This is a genomic window from Arthrobacter sp. D1-29 (assembly GCF_054130585.1).
Map to the genome: position 1 here is coordinate 666,508 of NZ_CP096383.1, position 21,854 is coordinate 688,361.

Here is a 21,854-nt window from a genome sequence, read left to right on the forward strand (position 1 = left end):
GGTACGGGAGGGTAGGGATTTTGACCAGAGGGTGACGCCTCAGTCGGTGAAGTCGCCGGCCTTGCGGCGGAAATCGGCGAGGATCCGGATCAGGTGGCCAATGTCTTCGGGGGTGAATCCGGACTGGCCGAAGACCTCGGCGTTCAGTACCGCCGTCGCGCTTTTCGCGAGAGTACGGCCTTGGGCGGTGAGTTCAATCAGTGTGGTGCGGCCATCTGTGGGGTGCGGTGAGCGGGTCACCAGCCCCGCGCTTTGGAGGCGGTCGACGGCGTTGGTCACCGACGTCGGATGGACCTGGAGAAGGGAGCTTGCCTTGTTCATGGGCAGTGCGCCGCTCCGGGTGAAGCTGAGCAGAGCCAGCAGTTCGTACCTGGCAAACGTCAGGCCGAAGGGCTTGAGGGAGGCCTCGATCCTGGCCGTGAGGATTTGCTGGGTGCGCATGATTGCGGTGATTGCAGCCATGGGGGCGGCAACGTCAGCCCAGCCGTGCTCCTCCCAGTTGTGCTGGGCGTCCGAGATGGGGTCGCGCGGAAGCGGGGAACCCACGGTCAGCCCTTCAGCCCCTGGCAGCCCATGTTATGTATGGCCCAACTAAGTAGCTCCAACTGTCGTTTTGACCCCTCAAAACGACAGTTAGCGCTACCTGGTTGGGTTGCTGCGGGAAGCGTAGGGCGGTATCCGGCGGTTCCGCCGTCTTGAATGGCTGACATGGAGGACCTTTCGCCACAGTGATGCGCATCACTAAATCACCAACCCTGTGCAATATACTAGGACATCCAAGGGTTCGGTAGAGCGAAGGGATCACTGCCCGTGCAGCCACATGGACACGAGAAGGATGCCTTTCCTGGAACTGGCGGCACGCCACCCTTTCCTGATGCGGACCTGCTGTACATCGTGGACCTTTTGCCCGAGTCCGAGCGTCAGCGATACCGTGCCATCCGGACCTTCCTTCAGTCCTCAGTGCGGCACGCATCCATTGACTACTGGAACCGTGAAGAATTCCCGTTCGGGCTGCTTGCAGAGATGGGCAAGCACGGGCTTGGCGGACTGCAGACGGACGGCAGCTCCAAACTTTTCAAGGGCCTGATGTACGTGGAGCTGGCGCGGGCCGACGTATCCCTCTCCGCCCTGGTGGGGATCCATAACGAACTCATCGTGGGCATGATCAATGAACTCGGCTCCGAGGAGCAGCGGCAGCGCTGGCTGCCGGGCCTGACCTCCTTTACCCAGCTGGGAGCGTTCGCCCTGACGGAACCGGACCATGGATCAGACATTGCGGGCGGCCTTGAAACATCTGCCCGGCTTGAGGGCGGCGAATGGGTGATCAACGGCGCCAAGCGCTGGATCGGCGCCGGAACCATTGCCGACTTTGCCCTGGTATGGGCCCGCGACCAGGCCGACGGGCGCATCAAGGGCTTCATCGTGGAGACAGACCGCCCTGGTTACCGGGCCACCAAGATTTCCAACAAGATCGGACTGCGGATCATGCAGAATGCGGACATTGTGCTGGACGAAGTCCGCGTTCCTGAGTCCAACATATTGCCGGGCGCTACTGACTTCTCCAAGGCCAACGACCTGCTGCGGGATTCGCGTGCGTGGGTGGGATGGCAGGCTGCTGGCATCCAGCTCGCGGCCTTCGACGTGGCCCGTTCCTACTCGCTGACGCGCCGGCAGTTTGGCAAGGAGTTGGCCCGCTTTCAGCTGATCCAGCAGCAGTTGGCCGAAATCCTGGGCAATGCGTCCGCCTCACTCGCCCTGATGGCGCAGGTAGCCAGGATCCAGGAGGAAGGCCGGCTGGAAATGGTGCAGGCCGCCATGGCCAAATCCACCGGCACCAGGCTGGCGCGGGCTTCCGTGGCGATGGGGAGATCACTCCTGGGCGGCAATGGGATCAGCACGGACTACGAGATGGCCAAGCTCTTTGGCGACGCCGAGATCCTGTACACCTACGAGGGCAGCTACGAAATCAATTCGTTGATTGTGGGGCGTGCCGTCACGGGGAAGTCGGCCTTCGTCTAGGCGGTCTTCACATAGGGGCCTTAACGTGGCGTTCGTTATACGAAGTGCCGGAAGAAGCGGGCGAAGGCTACTCAGTCAGGTCTACGATGCTGCCGCTGGCAGCGCTTTCCCTGACTGCCACAATGCCGGCTTTCACCGCACTAATGCTGCCCAGTTGTGGTGAAACGGCAATCACCGAACCGTCGCTGCCGCGCAGGAGGAACCTGAACGGCAGTGGTCCGTCATTGTCCCGAAAGACTTCGAATTTACCCGCCATTGGACTACCTTGCTCCCGGTTGCTGTGCTGGGACCATCATCCGGCCCGAAATAGTAATACTGCTTGTCAATAATAATAAACCATTCGACCGGTATGTTTCTCGTGTTTGACAGTTTCAGTCATTATGGCTGGTGGATCGCCCGCAGACCTTTCAGCGGCGCTTGCCATACGCGGTATGCTTTTGCCACTCAGCGGTTCGCGAAAGGAAAACCCATGCGCTTTGAACGCGGGAAGACCGACGGCGGCGCATCCTCCGGGACGGACGGCCAGCCCTCGTTCAGCAACACAGTTCCCCGCGAACTCGTGCACCGCCGCGCCATCTCCGAAGTTTTTATGACGGACATCCACCGGGTTGGTGAGGGCCGGTACCTGGCCGCCGCACAATGGCCGCGGCTGCATCCCTTCTTCCATTCCGGGGCTGGGGCGTATGACACTGCCCTGATCGCCGAATCACTCCGGCAGGCTACGATCCTGGTTGCCCATGCCATGGAAGGCGTGCCTCTGGGACAGGTTTTCCTGATGCCCGACATGGCCGTTCAGTCCCTCGGCGGCCACGCCGGCGATCCCGGCACTCCTGCCGAGGTCCATGTGCTGCTCGACGCCTCCGTCTCACGACGGAACGCGCACGGACCGGGCGCCATGCGGATAAAGGCCAGGTTCGACGTCGGCGGGCGCGCCATTGCCACCGGAACGGCCGGAGCACGGCTGGTGGATCCGGAAAGTTATGCCAGGATGCGGCGCCGGGCCGGCGCTGATGGCCCATCTCCTCAGACCAAGCCGCTGCCGGCCGAACTGGTGGGGCACCGGTTCTCACACAATGTTGTCCTCGGCCACGAGGGGCCGGCCGGTAGCTGGCCACTGCACGTTGACGGCAGCAACCCCACGTTCTTCGACCATCCCCTGGACCACGTCCCGGGGCTTCTGATGGTGGAAGCGGTCCGGCAGGCCCTTCGTGTGCGGATGGGGGCCCCCTGCCTGGACTTTCAGGCCTTCGAGGCTGTGTTCCGGAAAATGGTGGAACTCACTGACGACGCGTCCGTATCACTGCAGCGTATGACCGTGGGCGGCCAGGATGAGGGGCATGCTTCTGCCGCCATCACGGTGGACGGCACGGTGTGCGTGGAGCTTGATTGCCGGTTTGCAGTCAGTCCGCCGAGTGATCTCCGGCAGGATCCGCCCCACGAATGCTCAGGTGCGCAACGGCCAGGAACTCAGGCAATTTGGCGTCGGGAACCATTCCAGGCAAGAGGATCGACCACATATCCTCGATCCGCCTCAGGACATCAGCACGGTGGGTGAGGATGCCTGAGACCATCTGCACGCCTGTAAAGGATGCCACGAGATACCGTGCAAACGCGGCGGCATCCACCGCCTGGTGGATGTCCCCCTCGGCCTGGCCCTGCCGGGTCAGCAGCTCCATGGTGTGGATCCAGTCGTGGTAGGGCCGCGTCACCGATTGCCCGAAGGCAGACGCCTCAAGGGTCAGGCGAATGCCCGCCCGGACGATGGGTTCCTCAACCAGCAGCCGGCCAAAACTGCCACAGGTCATGATCATGGTGGACAGGGCGCCGCGGCCGAGGTCCGCGACGCGCTGGCCTTCGCGGCTGACCACTTCATGCTGGGATTCGATCACTGCCAGCGCCAGATCCTCTTTGGATTTGAAGTGGAAGTACAGCGCACCCTTGGTCACTCCGGCCCGTTCGGCAACGCTGCTCAGGCTCGTGTTGCCGTAGCCGATTTCCTCGAAAACGGCCGCCGCGCCTTCCACAATGGACACCTTTGTAGCCTTGGCGCGTTCCTGCAGGGGCATCTATGCGACCTTTCGTTGAGGATGTGCACATGCTGTACAGCTGGCCCGGCCTTTCCTGACACAGCACCGGCCGGCTCCGTAGGCAGGCCACCCGGATGACGCAGAGCTTGCCCGGGATGACCGTCCTGCTTGTGGGCGGATCCGGTTTTATCGGCCAGAACGCCCTTCAAGCCATCGCTGCCCGGAAGGAAATTAAGCTTCGCGTCCTCACCCGGCGGACCACCGCCCTCATGAAGGCCAGTGAAGCCAGCATATACGTCGGCGACCTCATGGACCGCTCAACCCTTCAAGCGGCACTGTTCGGAGCGGACGCCATCATCAACGCATCCTCCTACACCGGAGCCGACGCTTCCAAAGCCGAAGCTGTCAACCATGAAGGGGTGCGGAACCTGCTTAGCGTTGCCCATGACTGCGGCGTCCCGGGGTTCATCCAGCTCAGCACAACCGCGGTCTACGGCAGCGGGCCGCACCGCGGGGACACGGAGATGGAACTTGCCTGCCGGCCGGAATCGACTGTCAGCCGCACCCGGCGGGCGGCCGAAGAACTCGTACTGGCGGCTGGAGGCACAGTGCTTCGAGCAGGCTTAATCTACGGTCCTGGCGACATTTGGTTTATTCCGTCCCTGATCCGCATGGCCACAATGCTGGGAGGGCCGGTGGGCGACGGCGAGTCCAAACTTTCGGTTATCGGCGTCGAGTATTTGGGCGGCCTGATTGCCGGGCTGCTCCCGCTCGGCAGCCAGATACGCGGGGTCTTCCATGCCGCTGAACCCGTTCCGGTGAGCGTCGGGCAGATCCTGCAGCACATCGAAGACAACGTGACAGGTCCCCGCTGGTCACGCAGTACTGACTTGGCGGCGGCCATCGCACTGCTCCACGGAAACGGCCTGACGGAGCATCAGGTGGCGCTGCTCTCACAGGACCACTGGTATCAGTCCGACAGGCTCTGGACTATGGCGGGCGTGGAACCGCCACGCTTTGGATTCTCCCGGGCAGCGGCTGAGTGGTACCGCCGCTTATGACCTGTAGCGGGCCGGAGGAATGCAGAAGCTCCCCCGACGGCGCCCGTGGGCACCAGCGGGGGAGCTTCCAGACGATTACAGCGGGCGAATGTTCTCTGCCTGGGGGCCCTTGGGGCCCTGGGTCACATCGAATTCGACTTTCTGGTTCTCGTCCAGTGAGCGGTATCCGCTGCTGGCGATTGCGGAGTAGTGCGCGAAAACATCGGCGGATCCGTCGTCCGGAGCGATGAAGCCAAAGCCCTTTTCAGCGTTGAACCATTTAACTGTGCCTGTTGCCATTGCTAACTTCCTTTGTAACCCTTTTCTGGTCCTGCTCGGACGGCAGGCAGACGCGAAGACTGTCCTCCGCTGTTTCAAACCTAGGGGCTGCGGGGTGGCCGTGCAATAGCTGCGGTCATCAACTGTCCCACCTGTCACGTTGGAATGTTCCTCCCGAAGCGCGGGCAGCACACCTCACAGGTGCCTTTTAGGGGGTGGATTCCGGTGTTAACGGGTCGTTCGCCGAACTCGCCAGGACCTTGCGGGTGGCCGGGATCCGCTAGCGCATACCCTCCCGGCGGATGGCCGTGGCGATGGCCGCCGCGCGGGTCTCCACGCCGAGCTTGGCATAAATGTGCGCCAGATGGGTTTTGACGGTGGCCTCGGAGATGAACAGCCGCTGCCCCAGCTCCCGGTTGCTGAGCCCCTCAGTGAGAAGGCTCAGCAGCTCCGCCTCCCGGGGCGTCAGGACGTCATCGGGATTGCGCAGCTGCTGGAAGAGCCGCGAGGCCACGGGCGGACTCATGACGCTCTTTCCCTGGACGGCGCCGCGGAGGGCGGCGAAAATTTCGTCCGGGGCGGCGTCCTTGAGGAGGTAGCCCATGGCGCCGGCGTCCACCGCCCGGACAATATCGGCGTCCGAATCATAGGTGGTGAAAACCAGAATGGCCTGCCGGCTGTTGCGCTGCCGCAGCTGCCTGATGGCCTCGATCCCATCCATCCCCGGGCCCATGGCCAGATCCATCACCACCACGGCAGGGGAGTACTGTTCCACGAGTTCCAGCGCCTCCTCGCCGGAGCTCGCCTCGGCCACCACCTCAAAGTCAGGCTGGGTACCCAGCAGCGCCTTGAGGCCGCTCCGGACCACCAGATGGTCATCCACCAGGAGGACAGTGATGGGGTTCATGCCTGCTCCCGGTCTGTTTGCTCCGCCTGCCCTACCCGCTCCGGCTGGAGTGGCTGCTCCGCCTGCCCTACCCGCTCTGCCTCCGCTGACTGTCCCGTCTGCAGGCGGGTCGGAACCTGGGCGGCCACTATCGTCCCTTCGCCGGGCGAGCTTTCCACCGAGAATACGCCGCCCAGCTGCTCCACCCGCTGGCGCATCGCCCGCAGCCCGTAGCCCCCGGCGTCCGACGGCGGTGCGGCCGCCGCAGGGTCAAAGCCCGTTCCGTCGTCGTAAACGTCCAGCGTGACCGAGTCGGGAAGGAAACCCAGTGTCACCGTTGCGGTGGTGGCGTTCGCGTGCTGCTGGATGTTCGCCGCCGCGCTCTGGACCACCCGCAGCAGCGTGTGCCGGACCTCCGTGGTGACGTTCCCGGGTTCGCCCGTAACCAGGAGCCGGGCATGCGGAACGTACCGGGCGGCGGCCTGGTGCAGTGCCTCGGCCAGCGGTGAAACGTCCAGTCCCGGGGAAGCAAGCTCGTGGACCAGGCTGCGGGTCTCCGAGAGGTTCCTGCGCAGCAGTTCAGTGGCCTGGCTGACATCCCGGCGTGACTCCTGGCTGGGCCACGAACGGTCCGCGGCTTCCAGAAGCAGGAGGCTGCTGGCCAAGCCCTGCGTCACGGTGTCGTGGATCTCCCGTGATACACGTTCGCGTTCGGCGATGGTTCCGGCCCGGCGCTCGCTGGCTGCCAGCTCGCCTTGCACCTGTGAGACCTCGGCGTGAAGGCGGCGCTGCTGCTCGGCGTCGTGCTCGATCCGGTCGTAGATCAGCGTCAGCATCACGCCGACGGCAAGCGGCCCCAGCAGCATCGCGAGGTCGGTGCCGTCGCTCAGCCGGAACAGCCCGACGGCGGTGGCAGCCGCCGTCGCCCCCGCCGCAACGTAGCCCACAGTGCCCGTGAAGGCGGTCCGGCACAGGAAGAAGATCGCGAAGGAACACCAGGCAAAGCTTGGTGCGGCAATGACCAGGACAGCCCAGATGGCCACCAGCACCACCATCCAGACCGCCCAGGGCCGCCTCTGCCGGGCCAGCACCGCAATCACGGCGTAAACGGCGCAGACCGCTCCCGCCAGTCCCAGGACCAGGAGGTTGTCCTGCAGGCTGTGCCGCATGGCATAACGGACTGCTGATGCGACGAGCAGGACGGCGAAGCCCAGGTGCACGGCGGCGTCGATCCTGCCCAGGCGGCCTGGGGGCGCATCAGATCCGGCGGGCAGGGCGGCGCCCGTGGACGGCACTTCGGGGGGAGTAGCTGGCGAGGGCATGATGTCCGGTTCAGGTCAGGGGAGGTCTTATCCCATGCTATTGCCCGCGCCACCGCAGGTCTCTCAGCCTTTTGGCTGATGCTGCCAGCCATTCGGGGGACCCTGGCGCAGCCAAAGGCCCGATGTGTGTTCGGGCTGGGCTGGACAGGATGGAAGGAGCCGATTCCGGAACGCTGGAATCGATCAACGCCCTCAACCCAAGGAGAACACTGTGAAGAAGTCAAACAAGATTGCCGCCGCCGCCGCTGCCGGAGCCTTGCTGCTGACCGGAGGGCTGACCGCTGCGGCGAATGCCGGGCCCGGCCAAGCGGCTGCCCCCGCTGCACTTCAGGCGGCCGTGTCCGCCGTGGACGTCCCGCAGGCACCGGAAACGGTTGTGGCGCAGCAACGCATCACCGTCGGGGCCTCGTCCGACGCTGTCAGCGCCGCCCTGGCCAAATGCCAGGCGGACAAACTGCCGTTTGTCACGGTGGCGTTGGTGGACAGGTTCGGCACGGTCCAGGCTCTCCTGCGCGGGGACAACGCCGCCGAGCACACCATTGAGGCAGCGAAGCAGAAGGCCTACACCGCTGCTGCCTTTGGTGCACCGACGAGTGAGCTCGCCAAGCGCATCAACGGCACGGGCCCCAGCATCGCGGACCTCCCCGGCACTCTGTTCCTGGCCGGCGGTGTTCCGCTCAAGGTCAATGGAGTCTCCGTGGCCGGGATCGGTGTGGGTGGCGCCCCCGACGGCAACCTGGACGAAGCGTGCGCTGCCGCCGGTGCTGACGCCATCGCCGCTGCGGCTGCCGGCGCAGCCAAGTAGGCTCGGATCCATGAGGCGGTTCAGCTACTGGCGCCCGGCACGGAGGGCAACGGTCCTTTTCCTGGCCTGTGGTGTAACGGTCTGTTTGGCGGCGTGCCAGGCGGATCCTGGTGAGCCACAGCAGGAGGGGGCGCCGGCGTCGTCCGTTCCGGCAAACCCGGAGCCTACCCCAGCCGCCTCTTCCACCGATGCCACTTCCCCAGCCGCCACAACAGCTCCTGCCACGCCACCGCCGCTGTCCGCGGAGGACCAGGCCCGGCTCGACCAGGAGCTCATTGCTGCCGCGAAGGCCAACAACGTGGCGCTGGTGACCGAGCTGATCGGACGTGGTGGAAACGTCAATGCCAAGGATGCCATCCAGGACTCGGCGTTCCTCTATGCCGGGGCGGAGGGCTTCAACGAGGTCCTCCGGCTGACCCTGGACGCCGGTGCAGACGTCACCAGCACCAACCGCTACGGCGGGACGGCACTGATCCCGGCCAGCGAGCACGGCCACGTGGAGACCGTCCGCATCCTCCTGGCAGCCGGCGTGCCCGTGAACCACGTGAACAACCTGGGCTGGACCGCCATGCAGGAGGCCATTCTGCTCAACAACGGCGGGCCGAGGCAGCAGGAGGTGGTATGGCTGCTCCTCGAGGCAGGTGCTGACCCCACCGTCCGGGATCCCCAGGGCCGCACAGCCCTGGAGAACGCCGAACGCCTGGGCTTCGTGGAGATCGCCAACCTCATCCGCGCCGGCTAGTTCAGGTTCCGGCTTATTGTGGCCAAGGTTTTCATGCTGACCGTCGTGGGGCACATTGGCGCAGACACGCCGACGTTTAGGCGTCACCAGCCGAAAACTGGCCTCAAACCCGCCCACGACGGCGGAGCCCACGCCCTTACACGGCTTCGAGCACGCTGACGTAGTTGGCGATGCCCACGCCGCCCATGTTCTGCACCGCTGCCCGGCGTGGCTTGGCCAGCTGCATGTCGCCCGCGGTGCCTGTCAGCTGCATGGCCGCGATGACGTGCTGCGATACTCCAGTTGCGCCGACAGGGTGTCCCTTGGCCTTGAGCCCGCCGGAGACGTTGATGGGCAGTCTGCCGTCCTTGAACACCCAGCCTTCCTCCACAGCGCGGGCTCCCTGGCCGGGCTCCGTGAGTCCCACGGCCTCATACATCACCAGTTCGGCGATGGTGAAGCAGTCGTGGACTTCTGCGAAATCCAGGTCTTCCAGCGCGACGCCGGCCATCGCCAGCGCGCGGTGCCATGACTGGCGGGTGGCGGCGAAGGCAGTGGGATCCCGCCGCTCGGCGGGGAAGAAGTCGTTGGCGTGACCGAAACCGGCCAGCCGTACCGGCGACGTAACACCTCCCGTGGGTGACACGGACAGCACGACGGCGGCGGCGCCGTCGGACACGGGGGAGCAGTCGGTGCGGCGCAGCGGATCCGCCACCAGGGGGTTCTTGTCCGAGACGGTGCGGCAGAACTCCTCGCCAAGGTCCTTGCGAAGCTGGGCGTAGGGGTTGTCCACACCGTTGCGGTGGTTCTTCGCCGCGATGGTGCCCAGGACGTCGCCCAGTTTTCCGTTGCCGTCCCCGTACCGCTTCTCATAGTGCTTAGCGACGTCGGCAAAGAGCCCCGTGAATCCGGTGGTGGACGGGTGGCCGGCCATGTCGTAGTCAGCGCCCAGCAGGGCGGCCCCGACGACGTCCGCGCCGGCGTGCGTCATTTTCTCGGCGCCGATGACCAGGACCGTCCTGGCCGTTCCGGCGAGCAGCGACTTGGTGCCCTGTTGGAAGGCGGCGGATCCCGAGGCGCAGGCGTTCTCCACCCGGGTGGCAGCGACGTTGGCCAGGTCCGGTGAGACCTGCAGCGCGAGCGACGACGGGAAGGCCAAAGGCATCATGCCCGAGTTGAACTGGCCCAGGTAGATCTCGTCGATCTGCCCGGGCTCGATGCCGGCGCTGCTGATGGCCTCCGTGGCAACCTGCACGATCAGCGACTCGAGCGTCTCCTCCGTGAGCTTGCCGAACCGGCTGTGGCCCCATCCGGTGAGTAGGACGTCTTTTCCAAACTGTTCTTTCAGGCTCATGCTGGGGCTCCTTCGAAGGCGGGGGCAGTGTTGTTTTCCAGTGCGACGGCGAACTCCGCCTCGGTCTTCCCGCGGATCTCCTCCACGCTGACGCCTGGCGCCAGGCGGGTCAGGGTGAGCTGCCGGCCGCCGTCGGCTGTTCCTTGTTCATTCCTCACCAGGTCAAAGACCGCGAGGTCGCTGATGATCCGGTCCACGCAGCTGAGCCCTGTCAGCGGAAGGGTGCATTCGGTGACGATTTTTGCGGTGCCGTCCTTGGCAACGTGTTCGGTGAGGACAACAACACGCGGTGTCCCGGCCACCAGGTCCATGGCGCCGCCCATGCCCTTGACCATCTTGCCGGGGATGGTCCAGTTGGCCAGATCGCCGTTGCCCGAGACCTGCATGGCGCCCAGGATGGCCACCTTGACGTGGCCGCCGCGGATCATCCCGAAGGAGGTGGCGGAGTCGAAGATGCTGCCGCCCGGAAGGACTGTGACGGTCTGCTTGCCGGCGTTGATGAGATCGGCATCTTCCTCGCCCTCATACGGGAACGGACCCATGCCGAGCAGGCCGTTTTCGCTCTGCAGGACCACGCGGACGCCGTCGGGCAGGTTGTTGGCCACCAGTGTGGGGATGCCGATGCCCAGGTTCACGTAGTCGCCGTCGTTCAATTCTTCGGCCGCGATGGCAGCCATTTCATCCCTGGTCCAGGCCATGGGGTTCTCCTTGGTTCAAAGTGGGGGCTTAAATGTTCGTTCGCGCGTGGGTGGGGCGGGATCAGGTGGGGCGAGATCAGGCGGGGACGGGTTCGGAGGCGCGCGGGCGGACGGTCCGCTGTTCGATGTCCTTCACCCTCCCGGACGACTGGACAAGCCGTTGGACGTAGACGCCTGGCGTGACAATGTGGTTCGGATCCAGCTCGCCGCGCTCCACGATCACTTCGGCTTCCGCTATGGTGACCGCGCCGGCGCTGGCTACCACCGGGTTGAAGTTCCGGGCCGTGTATCTGTACACGAGGTTCCCGTCTGTGTCGGCAGTGTGCGCGTGGACGAGGGCGACATCGGCCAGGATGGCCCGCTCCTGGACGTACGTTTCGCCGTCGAACACCTCATGTGGCTTTCCTTCGGCAACCAGGGTTCCCACGCCGGTCTTGGTGTAGAACGCCGGGATGCCCGCCCCGCCGGCTCGAAGCCGTTCGGCGAGGGTCCCCTGCGGGGTGAACTCCACCTCCAGGAGGCCGGCGAGGTATTGCTCGGCGAACAGCTTGTTTTCGCCCACATAGGAGGCGATGACCTTGCGGACCTGGCCGGCCTCGATCAGTATCCCCAGGCCCTTGCCGTCGACGCCCATGTTGTTGGACACGACTGTCAGGTTCCGGACGCCGGAGTTCCGGACAGCGTCGATGAGGTCCGCCGCGATACCGCTGAGGCCAAAGCCGCCGACGGCCAGCGTGATGCCGTCCTTGAGCACGTCATGCAGGGCCTCGACAGCGCTGGGTTTGAGTTTGGACATTTTGTCTCCTCATTGAGAGTGTGTTCCTTAACGCATTCCACGTTATGGACTCGGTGTCTGAATGTGGAGCGTACGGGAGCTGAAGTCGCACTGTCAAGGACAGAGTTTTAGACCAAAATGCCCGGATTTTATAGTGTGGACGGTAAGGTCAGCAGTGTCCATATTATGGATTACTAGGAGAGAAAATGAACCAACTTCCCGTCCAGGGTGCCCAGGTAGTCAGCCGAATTGCTGGCCTGTTACGGATTGTGGGGCGAAAGCCCGAGGGGAGCACACTGGTTGAAGTGGTCCGGGAATCGGGCCTCACGCGGCCCACGGTTCACAGGCTCCTGACGTCCCTGGCGTCCGAGGGGCTGCTGGACCACGAGGCCCGCACCGGCAACTGGGTCCTGGGCCCGGAGATCCTGCTGATGGGCTCGGTTGCTTCGGCCCGGTTCCCGCTTGAGGAGATCGCCCGGCCCAGCCTCCGCCGGCTGGCAGAGGAAACGGGGGAGAGTGCCTTCTTCTCCATCCGCCGCGGTTTTGAAACGGTCTGCCTCCTGCGCGAAGAAGGCAGCTTTCCGGTCCGTTCCTTTGTGCTGCACGAAGGCGTCCGGTTCCCGTTGGGTGTTGCCTCGGCAGGAACCGCGATCATGGCCTTCCTGCCGGAAGCGGAGCAGGACCAGCTGCTGGATAACTGGGCGGCCCATGCCGGACAGTTCGCCGCCGGTCATCCCGAAGGCGTGGTCCGGGAAAATTTGCAGAAGACCCGTGAGGCTGGCTTTTCCGTCAACCCGGGCCTGGTGCTGGAGGGAAGCTGGGGGATGGGCGCCGCCGTGTTTGATCCGGCGGGTCGCCCGTCCGGTGCGCTGTCCCTCACCGGCATCGAGCCGCGGTTCCGGCAGGAGCGCCGGGACTTCCTGGGGCGGCTGCTGATGGAGGAGGCGCACCGGATCACCGTTCAGCTGGCCGGCCCCGGCAAGGAACTGTAATCACTGAGGCTGGGGCCTAGCGCGTGCCGGGGCCCACGGTGTCGTGTGCTTCCACTAGCCACGCCTCGATGTCTGCGTCCAGCTGGCCGGCATGAGTGAACGAAAACCGGTGCGTGTAGACCTTCCTGGTCGTAGGAAATTTCTGCAGCAGCGCAGAGTGGTCCACTTGCCGCAACAGGTCAATGGCCACTTCCAGCCGGCCGGAGAGAATGAATGCCTCGGCAAAGACGCGCCGGTCCGCCCACGCCACCTCGGTGCGGTGAACCCGCTCCTCGCACTCGCCCGCGGCAAGTACCAAGGCGCGGAACCGGCGGAAAAGTTCGACGGCGGCAGGCGGCTTCCCCGCGAGGTACGTGTCGACGTCGTGGGTCATGGACGTCGTGGTTTCATGCCCGCTTAGAGGCCGACGCGGGGCTCCTCGGGACCCTCATGCTTCCACCAGGAGTCGAAGATGCTGACGGGCACCGTGCGCTTGTGACGTGTGCGAAGGTACTTACCTTCAATCTTTTCAGCGACCTCGTCCGGTACGTCCCGGCCCTCAAGATAGTCGTCGATCTGGTCGTAGCTGAGGCCCAGTTCGTCTTCGTCAGTGCGGCCGGGCTTGCCGTCCAGAAGGTCGGCGGTGGGCACCTTTTCCCAGATGCGTGCCGGCGCCCCGAGTTCAGCGAGCAGTTCACGGTTCTGGCGCTTGTTCAAGCCGAACAGGGGCAGGATGTCAGCTCCGCCGTCGCCGTACTTGGTGAAGAACCCCGTAACCGACTCGGCGCCGTGGTCCGTGCCGATGACCAGGTAGTTGTATTCACCGGCCAGGGCATACTGGGCGGTCATGCGCGTGCGTGCCTTGGTGTTGCCCTTGTGGAAATCGGAAATACCGTTTCCCACAGTCTTTTCGAACTCGTCCTCGAAGCCGTCCACGGCGGCGGAGATGTTGAACGTCCACTGGGTCTTGGCCTGGATGAAGTCCAAAGCCGCCTGCGCGTCCTCTTCATCGTGCTGCACACCGTAAGGCAGCCGCACTGCCACAAAGTTGGCCTCGACACCTTCGGCCTCCAGTTCCTCCACGGCAAGCTGGGCCAGGCGGCCCGCCAGCGAGGAGTCCAGGCCGCCGGAGATGCCCAGGACAAAGCCCTTCGTCTGCGTTGCCTTGAGGTAGTCCTTGAGGAAGTCGACGCGTTTGCGCACCTCCCCGGCGGGGTCGATCCGGGGCTGCACGCCCATTTCTTCAACGATTCTGGCCTGGAGTTCGCGCATGTGACCCAGCCTAGCCAGCAGTGTCAATACGGCTCAACTGTGTCCCCAGTGACCACGCGGGGTTGATGCAGGAGAACCATCCAGCGGTGCGGGGTGCCGTCGTCGGCGGTTCTGGATCCGGCACCGCAATCCCTGCCCCTGCCAGCCACTAAACTGGACCCCATGACTTCTTCCCCCCTCGATACCGCCTCCGCACGCGCCCGCCTTTTGGAACTGATCAAGGAGCTCGCCGTCGTCCGGGGCAAGGTCATCCTCTCCAGCGGAGCGGAGGCGGACTATTACATTGACCTGCGCCGCATCACCCTGCACCACGAGGCTTCCAAGCTGGTGGGTCAGGTCATGTTGTCCCTGGTGGACGACGCCGGCATTGACTTTGAGTGCGCCGGGGGCCTGACCATGGGGGCAGACCCAGTGGGTACCGCTGTGATGCACGCCGCGGCAGATGCCGGGCGGACAGTTGACGCCTTTGTGGTGCGCAAGGCGCAGAAGTCCTACGGCATGGGCCGCCAGGTTGAGGGCCCGTCAGTTGAGGGACGCAAGGTACTGGTCCTGGAGGACACGTCCACCACAGGCGGCTCTGCCCTGACCGCTGTTGAGGGTGTCCGCAAGGCCGGGGGGAATGTGGTGGCGGTTGCCGTCATCGTGGACCGGGACACCGGAGCGAAGGAAAAGATCGAGGCCGAAACCGGTGTGCCCTATCTTTACGCCTTCGGCAAGGACGAGCTGGGACTCGCCTGACCGCTTGGCGCTGGGGAGCCTAGGAGCGGTGCAGAAAACCCCGCTGACCTGCACGGCTGGACTCGTACTTGAGGGTGACCTACTATTTGCCCTAACCCACTTCAGGACCCCCTTTGGAGAACGTGCACCATGCTCCCGCCAGAACAGCCTTTGAATACCACCGAGCAAATCCAGAACCTCATCCTGGACAGTGCGGATTTTGAGGCGTTCGTCAACGAACTTGCCAGGTTCTCAGCCCACCAGATGGCCGGCGACGGCGACGACGCCTTGTGCGGGATCACCCTGCTCAGGGACCGCAAAGCGGCCACGATCGGCTGGAGCAGTGACTCCGCGCGGGAAGTGGATGAAATCCAGTACTCGCTCTCACAAGGACCTTGCCTCACAGCGGCCGAGGAAGAACGTGAGGTCCACGTGCCGGACCTGTACCAGGAGAACCGCTGGGGCCCTGACTATGCCAATGCCGTGGCATCCCACGGACTGCGGTCAGTCCTCTCCGTGCCGTTCAACCTCCAGGGCGAGGCCAAGGCTGCCCTGAACCTCTATTCAGACGTGCCGAACAAATTCGATGAGCGCGCGTCCGCCCGGGCCAGGGGCTACACACGGGAAATCTCACAGGCGCTGCGGCTGGCTGTCCGCTTTTCACTCCACACGGACAGTGCCGCCAATCTTCGGGCCACCCTGGAATCCAGAACCATCATCGACATCGCCATAGGCATTGTGATGGCACAGAACCGCTGCAGCCAGGATGCGGCCGTCCGGATCCTCACGGACGCGTCCAGCAACAGCAACACCAAGATCCGCGACATCGCGAAGTCGCTGGTTGAATCCGTCGGCGGGACGGGAACCCGCACGCACTATCAGGAGCCGGACCAGGCCCAGGCCGGTTAGGTTGTTGCAGGCAGTTGCTAATTGCCTGGCACAGGCATTGGCGCTTGGCAGGACGACGGCTTGTGCGGAAGTGCGTGGGAGGATACGCTAGCGGAGGTTGAGCCGTCGGCCATAGACCCCTTTTTTTGGAGTACCTATGGACCGCAGACTTTATGCCCACGTTAAGCTGGATGTCACCGCTGATGTCGTGAGGATCGATGTTCGGGGCAGCCTCAATGAGCAATCCCGCCCATCCCTTGTCCACGTCATCCGCCGCGTCAGGCGCATGGGGATCAGATCGCATATCCGGGTTGACCTCTCCCGTGCAGCCATTATCGAATCATCAGCACTCGCGGGTCTTCGCAATGATCTTAACTCCATTGACGGTGCCACCTTTCCCGGCAGCAACGGAGCAGGCGTCTCCCTTGATCTGACGGCCTGGACAGAGGAGAGCTCCACCGCCCCCCGCCTCGGAGAGCGGCCGCTGGACATTGCCGGTGGACTGACAGATGTATTCGAAGAGCAGGGCGCCGGCGGAGATCCTGCCGGTTTGGGAGAGCTGGGGGCCCGTCCGTTATCGGAGTATTCCGACGACGAACTCCTGGCCGCCAGCGACTCGATCTTTTCGCTGTTGGACAGTCCCGAGGCGTTCGCCGGATCTGATCTCCTGGCCCGCTACAACGACATAGGCGAGGAGATTTCGCGCCGGAATCCCTCCGATGCTGTTTTCAAGCCGGCAGCGGGGGAGGCCGCTAGCTGATTCCCGTTCCGGCTGAGGGCGGCAAGGGCACAGTTGCAGTAGGGGCTGCCGCTGTGACTACGGTAGAGATGTGCCGCTACAGGGGGAATCTGAGCAACACGAACAGCCAGGGGCTGCAGGAGCCCGTCTGCTCGCGGATGCCGCTGCCCTCAGGACGTTCTCTCGCCGGAGTTTCTTTATAGGGGCCGGAGCCTCATCATTGCTCGCCGCAGACATGCTGTTGACCCGGCGAGTCCAGACGGAGCGCAGGGTCAACAGGATCCTCACTGTCCCGGACGATTTCGCGGACGCTTACTACCCGGATGCCAGCTGGTTCCTGTTCCCCGGCTACAAGACCAGCTGGGAGGAAGCCCAATGGATCCTGAACTCCCTCCGCGGTGCCCTGAACAAGCGAGGCCAGCTGGCCGCCGTCGGCTATTCCAATCAGGGGCTGGATATTGACGAACTGGTGATCGCCGTCATTGAGCACGTCAGGGCGAGAAAGCTTACCAAGCTGTTCTTCTACGGCCACAGCTTCGGTGGCATGGTGGCCACCCAGGTAGCCGCCCGGCTACGCGAACTTCACGGCGTTGAAGTGGCGTTCATCCTGCTCGATTCCACGCCCTACAGCAAACACGACGTCCTGGACCAGAGCTGGTTCGACGGCGTTGTGTTCCTCTACGAGCGCGGATTCCGGGTCCCGTCGGTGGTCCGCGGCGGCTATGAGCTGGGGGAGCGCGTCATCCACAAGGACGAACGGACCTGGCGCCAGATCCTGGACCAGACCATGGAGCAGCTGTCCCCGATCGCTCCCTCCAGTGTGCTCATCCAGTCCGAGTCCGCCTACATCTACCACTTTGACGGGATGCGGTTCGCGGACAAGCTTGGTGGGACCCGGATGGCGTTCATCGGCAATCCATACGACCGGACAGTCCGGTACCAGACCGCGTTGGAAGCCTGGACGGTGGCCTACCGTGCCAACATGGTGTCCTCCGACCAGCAGACGGACGGTGCCCGGCCGGCGCATGCCAGCCCGGGATGGAATCCAACGATTTACCGGCCCATCCTGGAGCGGCTCCTGAACGAGATCTTCCCCCTCCCCGGCGGAGGGTCCAGGGTGACGGTCTTCTAAATCTGGTTCTTCAGGTCAGCCACCGAAGTGAGCACCTGGTTGGGCCGGAAGGGGTACGACGCGATGTCATCGCGCTGGGTGATGCCGGTCAGCACCAGGACAGTATGCAGGCCCGCTTCCATGCCCGCAATGATGTCCGTGTCCATCCGATCACCGATCATGGCAGTGGTCTCCGAGTGTGCATCAATCTGGTTCATCGCGGACCTGAACATCATGGGATTCGGCTTGCCCACAATGTAGGGTTCCCGTCCGGTTGCCTTGGTGATAAGAGCGGCGATGGCGCCCGTGGCGGGCATGGGGCCGTCCTTCGACGGGCCCGTGGCGTCGGGGTTGGTGGCGATAAACCGGGCGCCGGCCAGGATGAGGCGGATGGCCATGGTGATCGCCTCAAAAGAGTACGTGCGGGTTTCGCCCAGCACCACAAAGTCCGGGTCCTGGTCCGTGAGGATGAAGCCTGCCTCATGCAGCGCCGTCGTCAGCCCGGCTTCACCAATGGTGTAGGCGCGGTTGCCGGAACCCGAGCCCAGCACCTGGTTCTTGAGGAACTGGGCTGTGGCCAGGGCGGAGGTCCAGATGTTCTCCTCGGGAACCTCCAAACCGGAAGCGCGGAGCCGTGCGGCAAGGTCGCGGGGAGTGAAGATGGAGTTGTTCGTCAGCACCAGGAAGCGCCGGGAAGTATCCACCCAACGCTGGATCAGTTCAGCTGCGCCCGGGACCGCCTGGTTTTCGTGGACCAGGACGCCGTCCATGTCCGTCAGCCAGCACTCAATTTCCCGGCCGCTTCGGTAGATGGTTGACGATTCGCTGACCTGGTCCGCTTTTGCCATGTTGTTATCCTCCAACGCTGATGTGCCGGTTGCGGATCCCAGTCTGTCATTCTTCGCCTGCGGCACCATCCGCGGCCTGAAGAATGACGGCCGGTCAGCCCGGAACTCTTCCAGCCTGGGAACTCTACCCGCCCGCAACTCTTCCGCAGCGTCTACCACTCGCGTCTTCCATTAGGCTCATACGTGGCACTACTGTGCCAAGTGCTGCGGCTCGGGGGATGTCCGCAGCAATTTGATTGTGCCGGCCCGCGCCGGCAGGCCCCCGACGCCGGATATCACATGGCATCCCGGGAACCTCAGGATGCCCACAAGCACCTGAAAGGGCCTGCCAATGACCAACCAGTACAACCCACCGCCGCCTCCACCCCAGGGGCCTGACGGCCACCAAAACGGCTATCCGAACCCGCCGTACCAGCCTGCGCCTGACCAAACGGCGCCCTACCAAACCGCGCCGTACCAAACCGCGCCGTACCAAACCGCGCCGGACCAAAACGTTCCGTATCCGCATGGATTCCCGCAGGCCGGCCAGCCGGGACCGAATCAAGCCGGCCCCTACCAGCCCGGACCGAACCCCTCTGAACCCGGCAGCGGCAACAAAACCATGTTCATCGTTCTGGGCGTCGTCGCAGCAGCTGTCATCGCGGCTCTGGTGGCGGTATTCATTTGGGTCATCCCGGCATTCAGCAACCAGGGAGGGGATACTCCGGATCCTGTGGCGGCCTCAGCCGATCCCACAGATGGTGCAGACGGAAAGAAAACGGCAGAACCTTCCGCCGCTCCCAGCCCCACTGATACGTCGGCGGACATGCCGGCGGGCGCCATTCCGCTGCCCCCGGGTTGGGACACGCTGCAGGGACCCACTGACATCCCGGCCGACGGCGACCCGCTGTTCCGGAAGTTCGTCACCGGCGAATCCTCCTTCCAGTACCTTGCCTCCTGGACCCAGGACGATACGTTCGGAATCACCACGGACCCCATTTCCGGTGTGACCATGCAGCAGAAGGCGCAAGGCACCGAGGAACGGGATGGCGACGGCATCGCCCTGGCGTTCGCGTTTTTCGCGGAAGCGGAGGAGGGCAAGTACGGCAAGGAGCCGGCCAAGATCCAGGCGGGAATCCAGGAAATTGAGGCAAAGTTCAAGGCCATGCCCGCCGCGGAGCTGCCCCAGCACCTTGTGGGACACAAGTGCACCAGCAATTTCAAGACCACGACGCCGGAACTCAGGCAGTTCCGTCGCGCAGTTGCCGTGGTGATTGGCTTCACCTGCACCAATGCCCGGGCGGAAACCATCCAGGCCGTCAACCTTTTCACGGTGACGCCTTGGGGAACCCCGCAGATGATGGGCATCAGCGGGCACGAAAGCTACTGGGCGGCCAACCCCGGGCTGATGGAGAAGCTGGGTAACTCCTACCGCGCCAATAAGTGGAAGCTGGCCGGCTGACACCAACGCCTGCCCGGCCGGGGCCCGCGGCCGGGCAGGCGCAGCTAGAGTTGATGCGTGACTGACCACCCCCAGATTCCAGCCCCGCCCGTGCCAGCGCCCCGGGAGGATGCCGTGCCCAAGGCGGAGGTCGGCGTCGGGCCCTGGGAAGGGGACCTCCCTTCCGGTGACCATTGGGACCCGGACCTGCTCGCCGACGGTGACCGGCGAAACGTGGTGGACCAGTACCGCTACTGGAAGCACGACGCCATCGTGGCCGACCTCGATTCCAGGCGCCACAACTTCCACATCGCCATCGAGAACTGGCAGCACGATCTCAACATCGGCACGGTGGTCCGCACCGCCAACGCGTTCCTCGCCAAGGAAGTCCACATCATCGGACGACGCCGGTGGAACAGGCGCGGAGCCATGGTCACCGACCGTTACCAGCATGTCCGCCACCACCCCACCGTGGAGGATTTCGTGGCATGGGCGCAGGGGGAGGGGCTGGCGATCATCGGCATCGACATCTTCCCGGACTCGGTGCCGCTGGAAACGTACGAGCTGCCCAAAGACTGCGTGCTCGTGTTTGGGCAGGAAGGCCCCGGTCTGACCCCCGAAGTGCATGAGGCGGCGCTGGCCACCCTCTCCATCGAGCAGTTTGGCAGCACCCGCTCCATCAACGCCGCCTCGGCTGCGGCGATCGCCATGCACGCCTGGGTCCGCCGGCACGTTTTCAACCAGCACGTCTGAACCTCCCGCAGCCCGCCGAGATGACACTTGGCGGCAGTTTTTGCCCGTGCGATTGCCGTTAAGTGCCATCTCGATCCTTCTCTAGACGCAAGCCTGTGGATAACCCCTGCCTGGCCAGGGAGAACCGGCAACAATGGAACATGCACAGGGCGCCCCTCCCCGAACACCTCAGGCAGGGTTCCTTTTCGCTCCGCGCGTCGGATAAGGCCGGCGTCAGCAGGACCCGGACGGCGGCAGGGGACCTCGCCACCGTTTCACGCGGAATCCGGATGTACCTGGGATCAGAGGCTGTGGGTGCCGCAGCGCTTCGTGCCTACACTGAGCTCGACGACGCCTCCGTGCTGTCCCACGGCTCCGCCGCGCGCGTCCTACGCGTCGCCCTGCCACACTGGCTCGAGGATGACTGGCGGATTCATGTGGCCCGCAGACGTGGTTTCAGCACGCCCCGTCGCATCAACGTTGTGGGCCACCTCCTCACGCTGCTCCCGGATGAGGTAGTGGAGTACGACGGCGTCCGCGTCACCTCGCCCGCACGCACTTGGCTGGACCTCGCCTCGATCCTAACCATGGACGAACTTATCGTCGCCGGCGATTCCCTGGTTTGCGGTCACGGCCCTGAGTTTCCCAGGCCACGTGAACCGGTGTGTACACTCGGTGACCTCCTCAACATTATCGGCAGGCATCCGGGGATCCGGGGGATCAGGAGGGCACGAACAGCCCTGGAATCCGTCCGGGTTGGCTCGGGCTCCCAGCCTGAATCGCGGATGCGGCTGGCTATTGTGAGGGCGGGGCTGCCTGAACCCGTCCTGAATTATGTGGTCTTTGGCGCTGACGGACCGCCCGTTTTGTGGCCTGACGCCGCCTACCCGGACCAGCGTATCGCCGTCCAGTACGAGGGCGCCCACCACAATGACTCCGATCAGTACTTGCGGGACATCCGGAGGGCTGACACAACTGCCCAGTACGGCTGGCTTGAGGTCCGCGTGTCCAAGCTTGACCTCGCCGGTGACCGCCCCGCCGTCGTGGGTAAGGTCAGGTCCGCACTGGCCGCTCGGGGCTGGCGCGCGAGATGACACTTGGCGGCAGTGTTTGTCCGCTCGATTTGCCGTTAAGTGCCATATCGATCCAAGAACGTACCCCTGTATTACCAGTTTCCGTGACCCGAAACACGGCCCGGCGGCAGAACTGACTAGGATGGTTCCTAGCCGA

24 protein-coding genes and 1 pseudogene are annotated in these 21,854 nt (G+C 64.3%); 13 read left to right on the plus strand and 12 right to left on the minus strand.

From position 1 onward, the window contains the following. Nucleotides 1–39 precede the first annotated feature (39 nt). Nucleotides 40–546, minus strand: a complete 507-nt coding sequence (locus M1E17_RS03170) for a MarR family winged helix-turn-helix transcriptional regulator (RefSeq protein ID WP_457965405.1) — start codon at nucleotides 544–546, stop codon at nucleotides 40–42. A gap of 264 nt (nucleotides 547–810) precedes the next feature. Here M1E17_RS03170 and M1E17_RS03175 point away from each other — a divergent pair, with 264 nt between their 5' ends. Beyond that, nucleotides 811–2,019, plus strand: a complete 1,209-nt coding sequence (locus M1E17_RS03175; RefSeq protein WP_457965406.1) for an acyl-CoA dehydrogenase family protein — start codon at nucleotides 811–813, stop codon at nucleotides 2,017–2,019. A gap of 67 nt (nucleotides 2,020–2,086) precedes the next feature. On the opposite strand, the gene M1E17_RS03180 is transcribed toward M1E17_RS03175, so the two are convergent. Continuing rightward, nucleotides 2,087–2,275, minus strand: a complete 189-nt coding sequence (locus M1E17_RS03180) for a YegP family protein (RefSeq protein ID WP_457965408.1) — start codon at nucleotides 2,273–2,275, stop codon at nucleotides 2,087–2,089. Between the two features lie 333 nt (nucleotides 2,276–2,608). Here M1E17_RS03180 and M1E17_RS03185 point away from each other — a divergent pair. Continuing rightward, nucleotides 2,609–3,325 (plus strand): annotated as a pseudogene (locus M1E17_RS03185) (ScbA/BarX family gamma-butyrolactone biosynthesis protein); the annotation flags it as partial. Nucleotides 3,326–3,419: 94 nt separating this feature from the next. Here M1E17_RS03185 and M1E17_RS03190 read toward each other — a convergent pair. Continuing rightward, the gene (locus M1E17_RS03190) at nucleotides 3,420–4,085 is read right to left on the minus strand and encodes a ScbR family autoregulator-binding transcription factor (protein ID WP_457965410.1); all 666 of its coding nucleotides are present in this window, start codon (nucleotides 4,083–4,085) and stop codon (nucleotides 3,420–3,422) included. A gap of 116 nt (nucleotides 4,086–4,201) precedes the next feature. Between M1E17_RS03190 and M1E17_RS03195 the strand changes: the two genes are divergently transcribed. After that, nucleotides 4,202–5,107: an NAD-dependent epimerase/dehydratase family protein gene (locus M1E17_RS03195; protein ID WP_457965412.1), complete on the plus strand. Its 906-nt coding sequence runs from the start codon at nucleotides 4,202–4,204 to the stop codon at nucleotides 5,105–5,107. A gap of 75 nt (nucleotides 5,108–5,182) precedes the next feature. Here the strand turns inward: M1E17_RS03195 and M1E17_RS03200 are convergent, their stop codons facing one another. From M1E17_RS03200 to M1E17_RS03210, 3 genes are all read right to left on the minus strand, one after another. Next, nucleotides 5,183–5,386: a cold-shock protein gene (locus M1E17_RS03200; protein WP_013599688.1), complete on the minus strand. Its 204-nt coding sequence runs from the start codon at nucleotides 5,384–5,386 to the stop codon at nucleotides 5,183–5,185. Nucleotides 5,387–5,645: 259 nt separating this feature from the next. Beyond that, nucleotides 5,646–6,272 carry a response regulator gene (locus M1E17_RS03205; protein WP_457965413.1) on the minus strand — a complete coding sequence of 209 codons (627 nt, stop codon included), beginning with the start codon at nucleotides 6,270–6,272 and terminating at the stop codon, nucleotides 5,646–5,648. Beyond that, a complete protein-coding gene (locus M1E17_RS03210; protein ID WP_457965415.1) occupies nucleotides 6,269–7,573 on the minus strand; it encodes a sensor histidine kinase in 1,305 nt (434 codons plus the stop codon). The genes M1E17_RS03205 and M1E17_RS03210 overlap by 4 nt, the downstream gene beginning before the upstream one ends. A 211-nt stretch (nucleotides 7,574–7,784) precedes the next feature. On the opposite strand from M1E17_RS03210, the gene M1E17_RS03215 reads away from it, so the two are divergent. Both M1E17_RS03215 and M1E17_RS03220 read left to right on the plus strand, forming a co-directional pair. Next, nucleotides 7,785–8,378, plus strand: a complete 594-nt coding sequence (locus M1E17_RS03215) for a GlcG/HbpS family heme-binding protein (protein ID WP_457965416.1) — start codon at nucleotides 7,785–7,787, stop codon at nucleotides 8,376–8,378. A gap of 10 nt (nucleotides 8,379–8,388) precedes the next feature. Then, nucleotides 8,389–9,120: an ankyrin repeat domain-containing protein gene (locus tag M1E17_RS03220; RefSeq protein WP_457965418.1), complete on the plus strand. Its 732-nt coding sequence runs from the start codon at nucleotides 8,389–8,391 to the stop codon at nucleotides 9,118–9,120. A gap of 136 nt (nucleotides 9,121–9,256) precedes the next feature. Here M1E17_RS03220 and M1E17_RS03225 read toward each other — a convergent pair whose 3' ends face one another. The 3 genes from M1E17_RS03225 to M1E17_RS03235 form a co-directional block, all read right to left on the minus strand. Beyond that, on the minus strand, nucleotides 9,257–10,453 hold the full coding sequence (locus tag M1E17_RS03225) for an acetyl-CoA acetyltransferase (protein WP_457965420.1): 1,197 nt from the start codon (nucleotides 10,451–10,453) through the stop codon (nucleotides 9,257–9,259). Then, nucleotides 10,450–11,151, minus strand: coding sequence for a CoA transferase subunit B (locus tag M1E17_RS03230; protein ID WP_457965421.1), 702 nt, complete (start codon nucleotides 11,149–11,151; stop codon nucleotides 10,450–10,452). The genes M1E17_RS03225 and M1E17_RS03230 overlap by 4 nt, the downstream gene beginning before the upstream one ends. Before the next feature lie 76 nt (nucleotides 11,152–11,227). Continuing rightward, a complete protein-coding gene (locus M1E17_RS03235; RefSeq protein ID WP_457965423.1) occupies nucleotides 11,228–11,947 on the minus strand; it encodes a CoA transferase subunit A in 720 nt (239 codons plus the stop codon). Nucleotides 11,948–12,132: 185 nt separating this feature from the next. Here M1E17_RS03235 and M1E17_RS03240 point away from each other — a divergent pair, with 185 nt between their 5' ends. Beyond that, entirely contained in the window at nucleotides 12,133–12,918 is a 786-nt protein-coding gene (locus tag M1E17_RS03240; protein WP_457965425.1) for an IclR family transcriptional regulator, read from the plus strand. A gap of 16 nt (nucleotides 12,919–12,934) precedes the next feature. Here M1E17_RS03240 and M1E17_RS03245 read toward each other — a convergent pair whose 3' ends face one another. Beyond that, entirely contained in the window at nucleotides 12,935–13,291 is a 357-nt protein-coding gene (locus tag M1E17_RS03245; RefSeq protein ID WP_457965427.1) for a DUF5655 domain-containing protein, read from the minus strand. Between the two features lie 23 nt (nucleotides 13,292–13,314). Next, entirely contained in the window at nucleotides 13,315–14,169 is an 855-nt protein-coding gene (gene nadE, locus M1E17_RS03250) for an ammonia-dependent NAD(+) synthetase (RefSeq protein ID WP_457965428.1), read from the minus strand. 162 nt (nucleotides 14,170–14,331) lie between these two features. On the opposite strand from nadE, the gene pyrE reads away from it, so the two are divergent. From pyrE to M1E17_RS03270, 4 genes are all read left to right on the plus strand, one after another. Next, the gene (pyrE, locus tag M1E17_RS03255) at nucleotides 14,332–14,907 is read left to right on the plus strand and encodes an orotate phosphoribosyltransferase (RefSeq protein ID WP_457965430.1); all 576 of its coding nucleotides are present in this window, start codon (nucleotides 14,332–14,334) and stop codon (nucleotides 14,905–14,907) included. Nucleotides 14,908–15,036: 129 nt separating this feature from the next. Next, complete coding sequence (locus M1E17_RS03260; RefSeq protein WP_457965431.1) at nucleotides 15,037–15,795, plus strand: GAF and ANTAR domain-containing protein; 759 nt, start codon at nucleotides 15,037–15,039, stop codon at nucleotides 15,793–15,795. A 136-nt stretch (nucleotides 15,796–15,931) separates the two neighbouring features. Next, nucleotides 15,932–16,534, plus strand: coding sequence for a hypothetical protein (locus M1E17_RS03265; protein ID WP_457965433.1), 603 nt, complete (start codon nucleotides 15,932–15,934; stop codon nucleotides 16,532–16,534). 70 nt (nucleotides 16,535–16,604) lie between these two features. Further along, nucleotides 16,605–17,645 (plus strand): alpha/beta fold hydrolase, encoded by a 1,041-nt coding sequence (locus tag M1E17_RS03270; RefSeq protein ID WP_457965434.1) that lies wholly within the window; start codon nucleotides 16,605–16,607, stop codon nucleotides 17,643–17,645. Here M1E17_RS03270 and M1E17_RS03275 read toward each other — a convergent pair. Then, nucleotides 17,642–18,472: an HAD-IIA family hydrolase gene (locus tag M1E17_RS03275; protein WP_457965436.1), complete on the minus strand. Its 831-nt coding sequence runs from the start codon at nucleotides 18,470–18,472 to the stop codon at nucleotides 17,642–17,644. The genes M1E17_RS03270 and M1E17_RS03275 overlap by 4 nt on opposite strands. Before the next feature lie 331 nt (nucleotides 18,473–18,803). Between M1E17_RS03275 and M1E17_RS03280 the strand changes: the two genes are divergently transcribed. The 3 genes from M1E17_RS03280 to M1E17_RS03290 all read left to right on the plus strand — a co-directional run bounded on the left by M1E17_RS03280 (nucleotide 18,804) and on the right by M1E17_RS03290 (nucleotide 21,718). Beyond that, nucleotides 18,804–19,913, plus strand: a complete 1,110-nt coding sequence (locus M1E17_RS03280; RefSeq protein ID WP_457965437.1) for a hypothetical protein — start codon at nucleotides 18,804–18,806, stop codon at nucleotides 19,911–19,913. Between the two features lie 57 nt (nucleotides 19,914–19,970). Continuing rightward, nucleotides 19,971–20,645: a TrmH family RNA methyltransferase gene (locus tag M1E17_RS03285; protein ID WP_457965439.1), complete on the plus strand. Its 675-nt coding sequence runs from the start codon at nucleotides 19,971–19,973 to the stop codon at nucleotides 20,643–20,645. A 140-nt stretch (nucleotides 20,646–20,785) separates the two neighbouring features. Next, nucleotides 20,786–21,718: a hypothetical protein gene (locus M1E17_RS03290; protein WP_457965440.1), complete on the plus strand. Its 933-nt coding sequence runs from the start codon at nucleotides 20,786–20,788 to the stop codon at nucleotides 21,716–21,718. The last annotated feature ends 136 nt before the right edge of the window (nucleotides 21,719–21,854 follow it).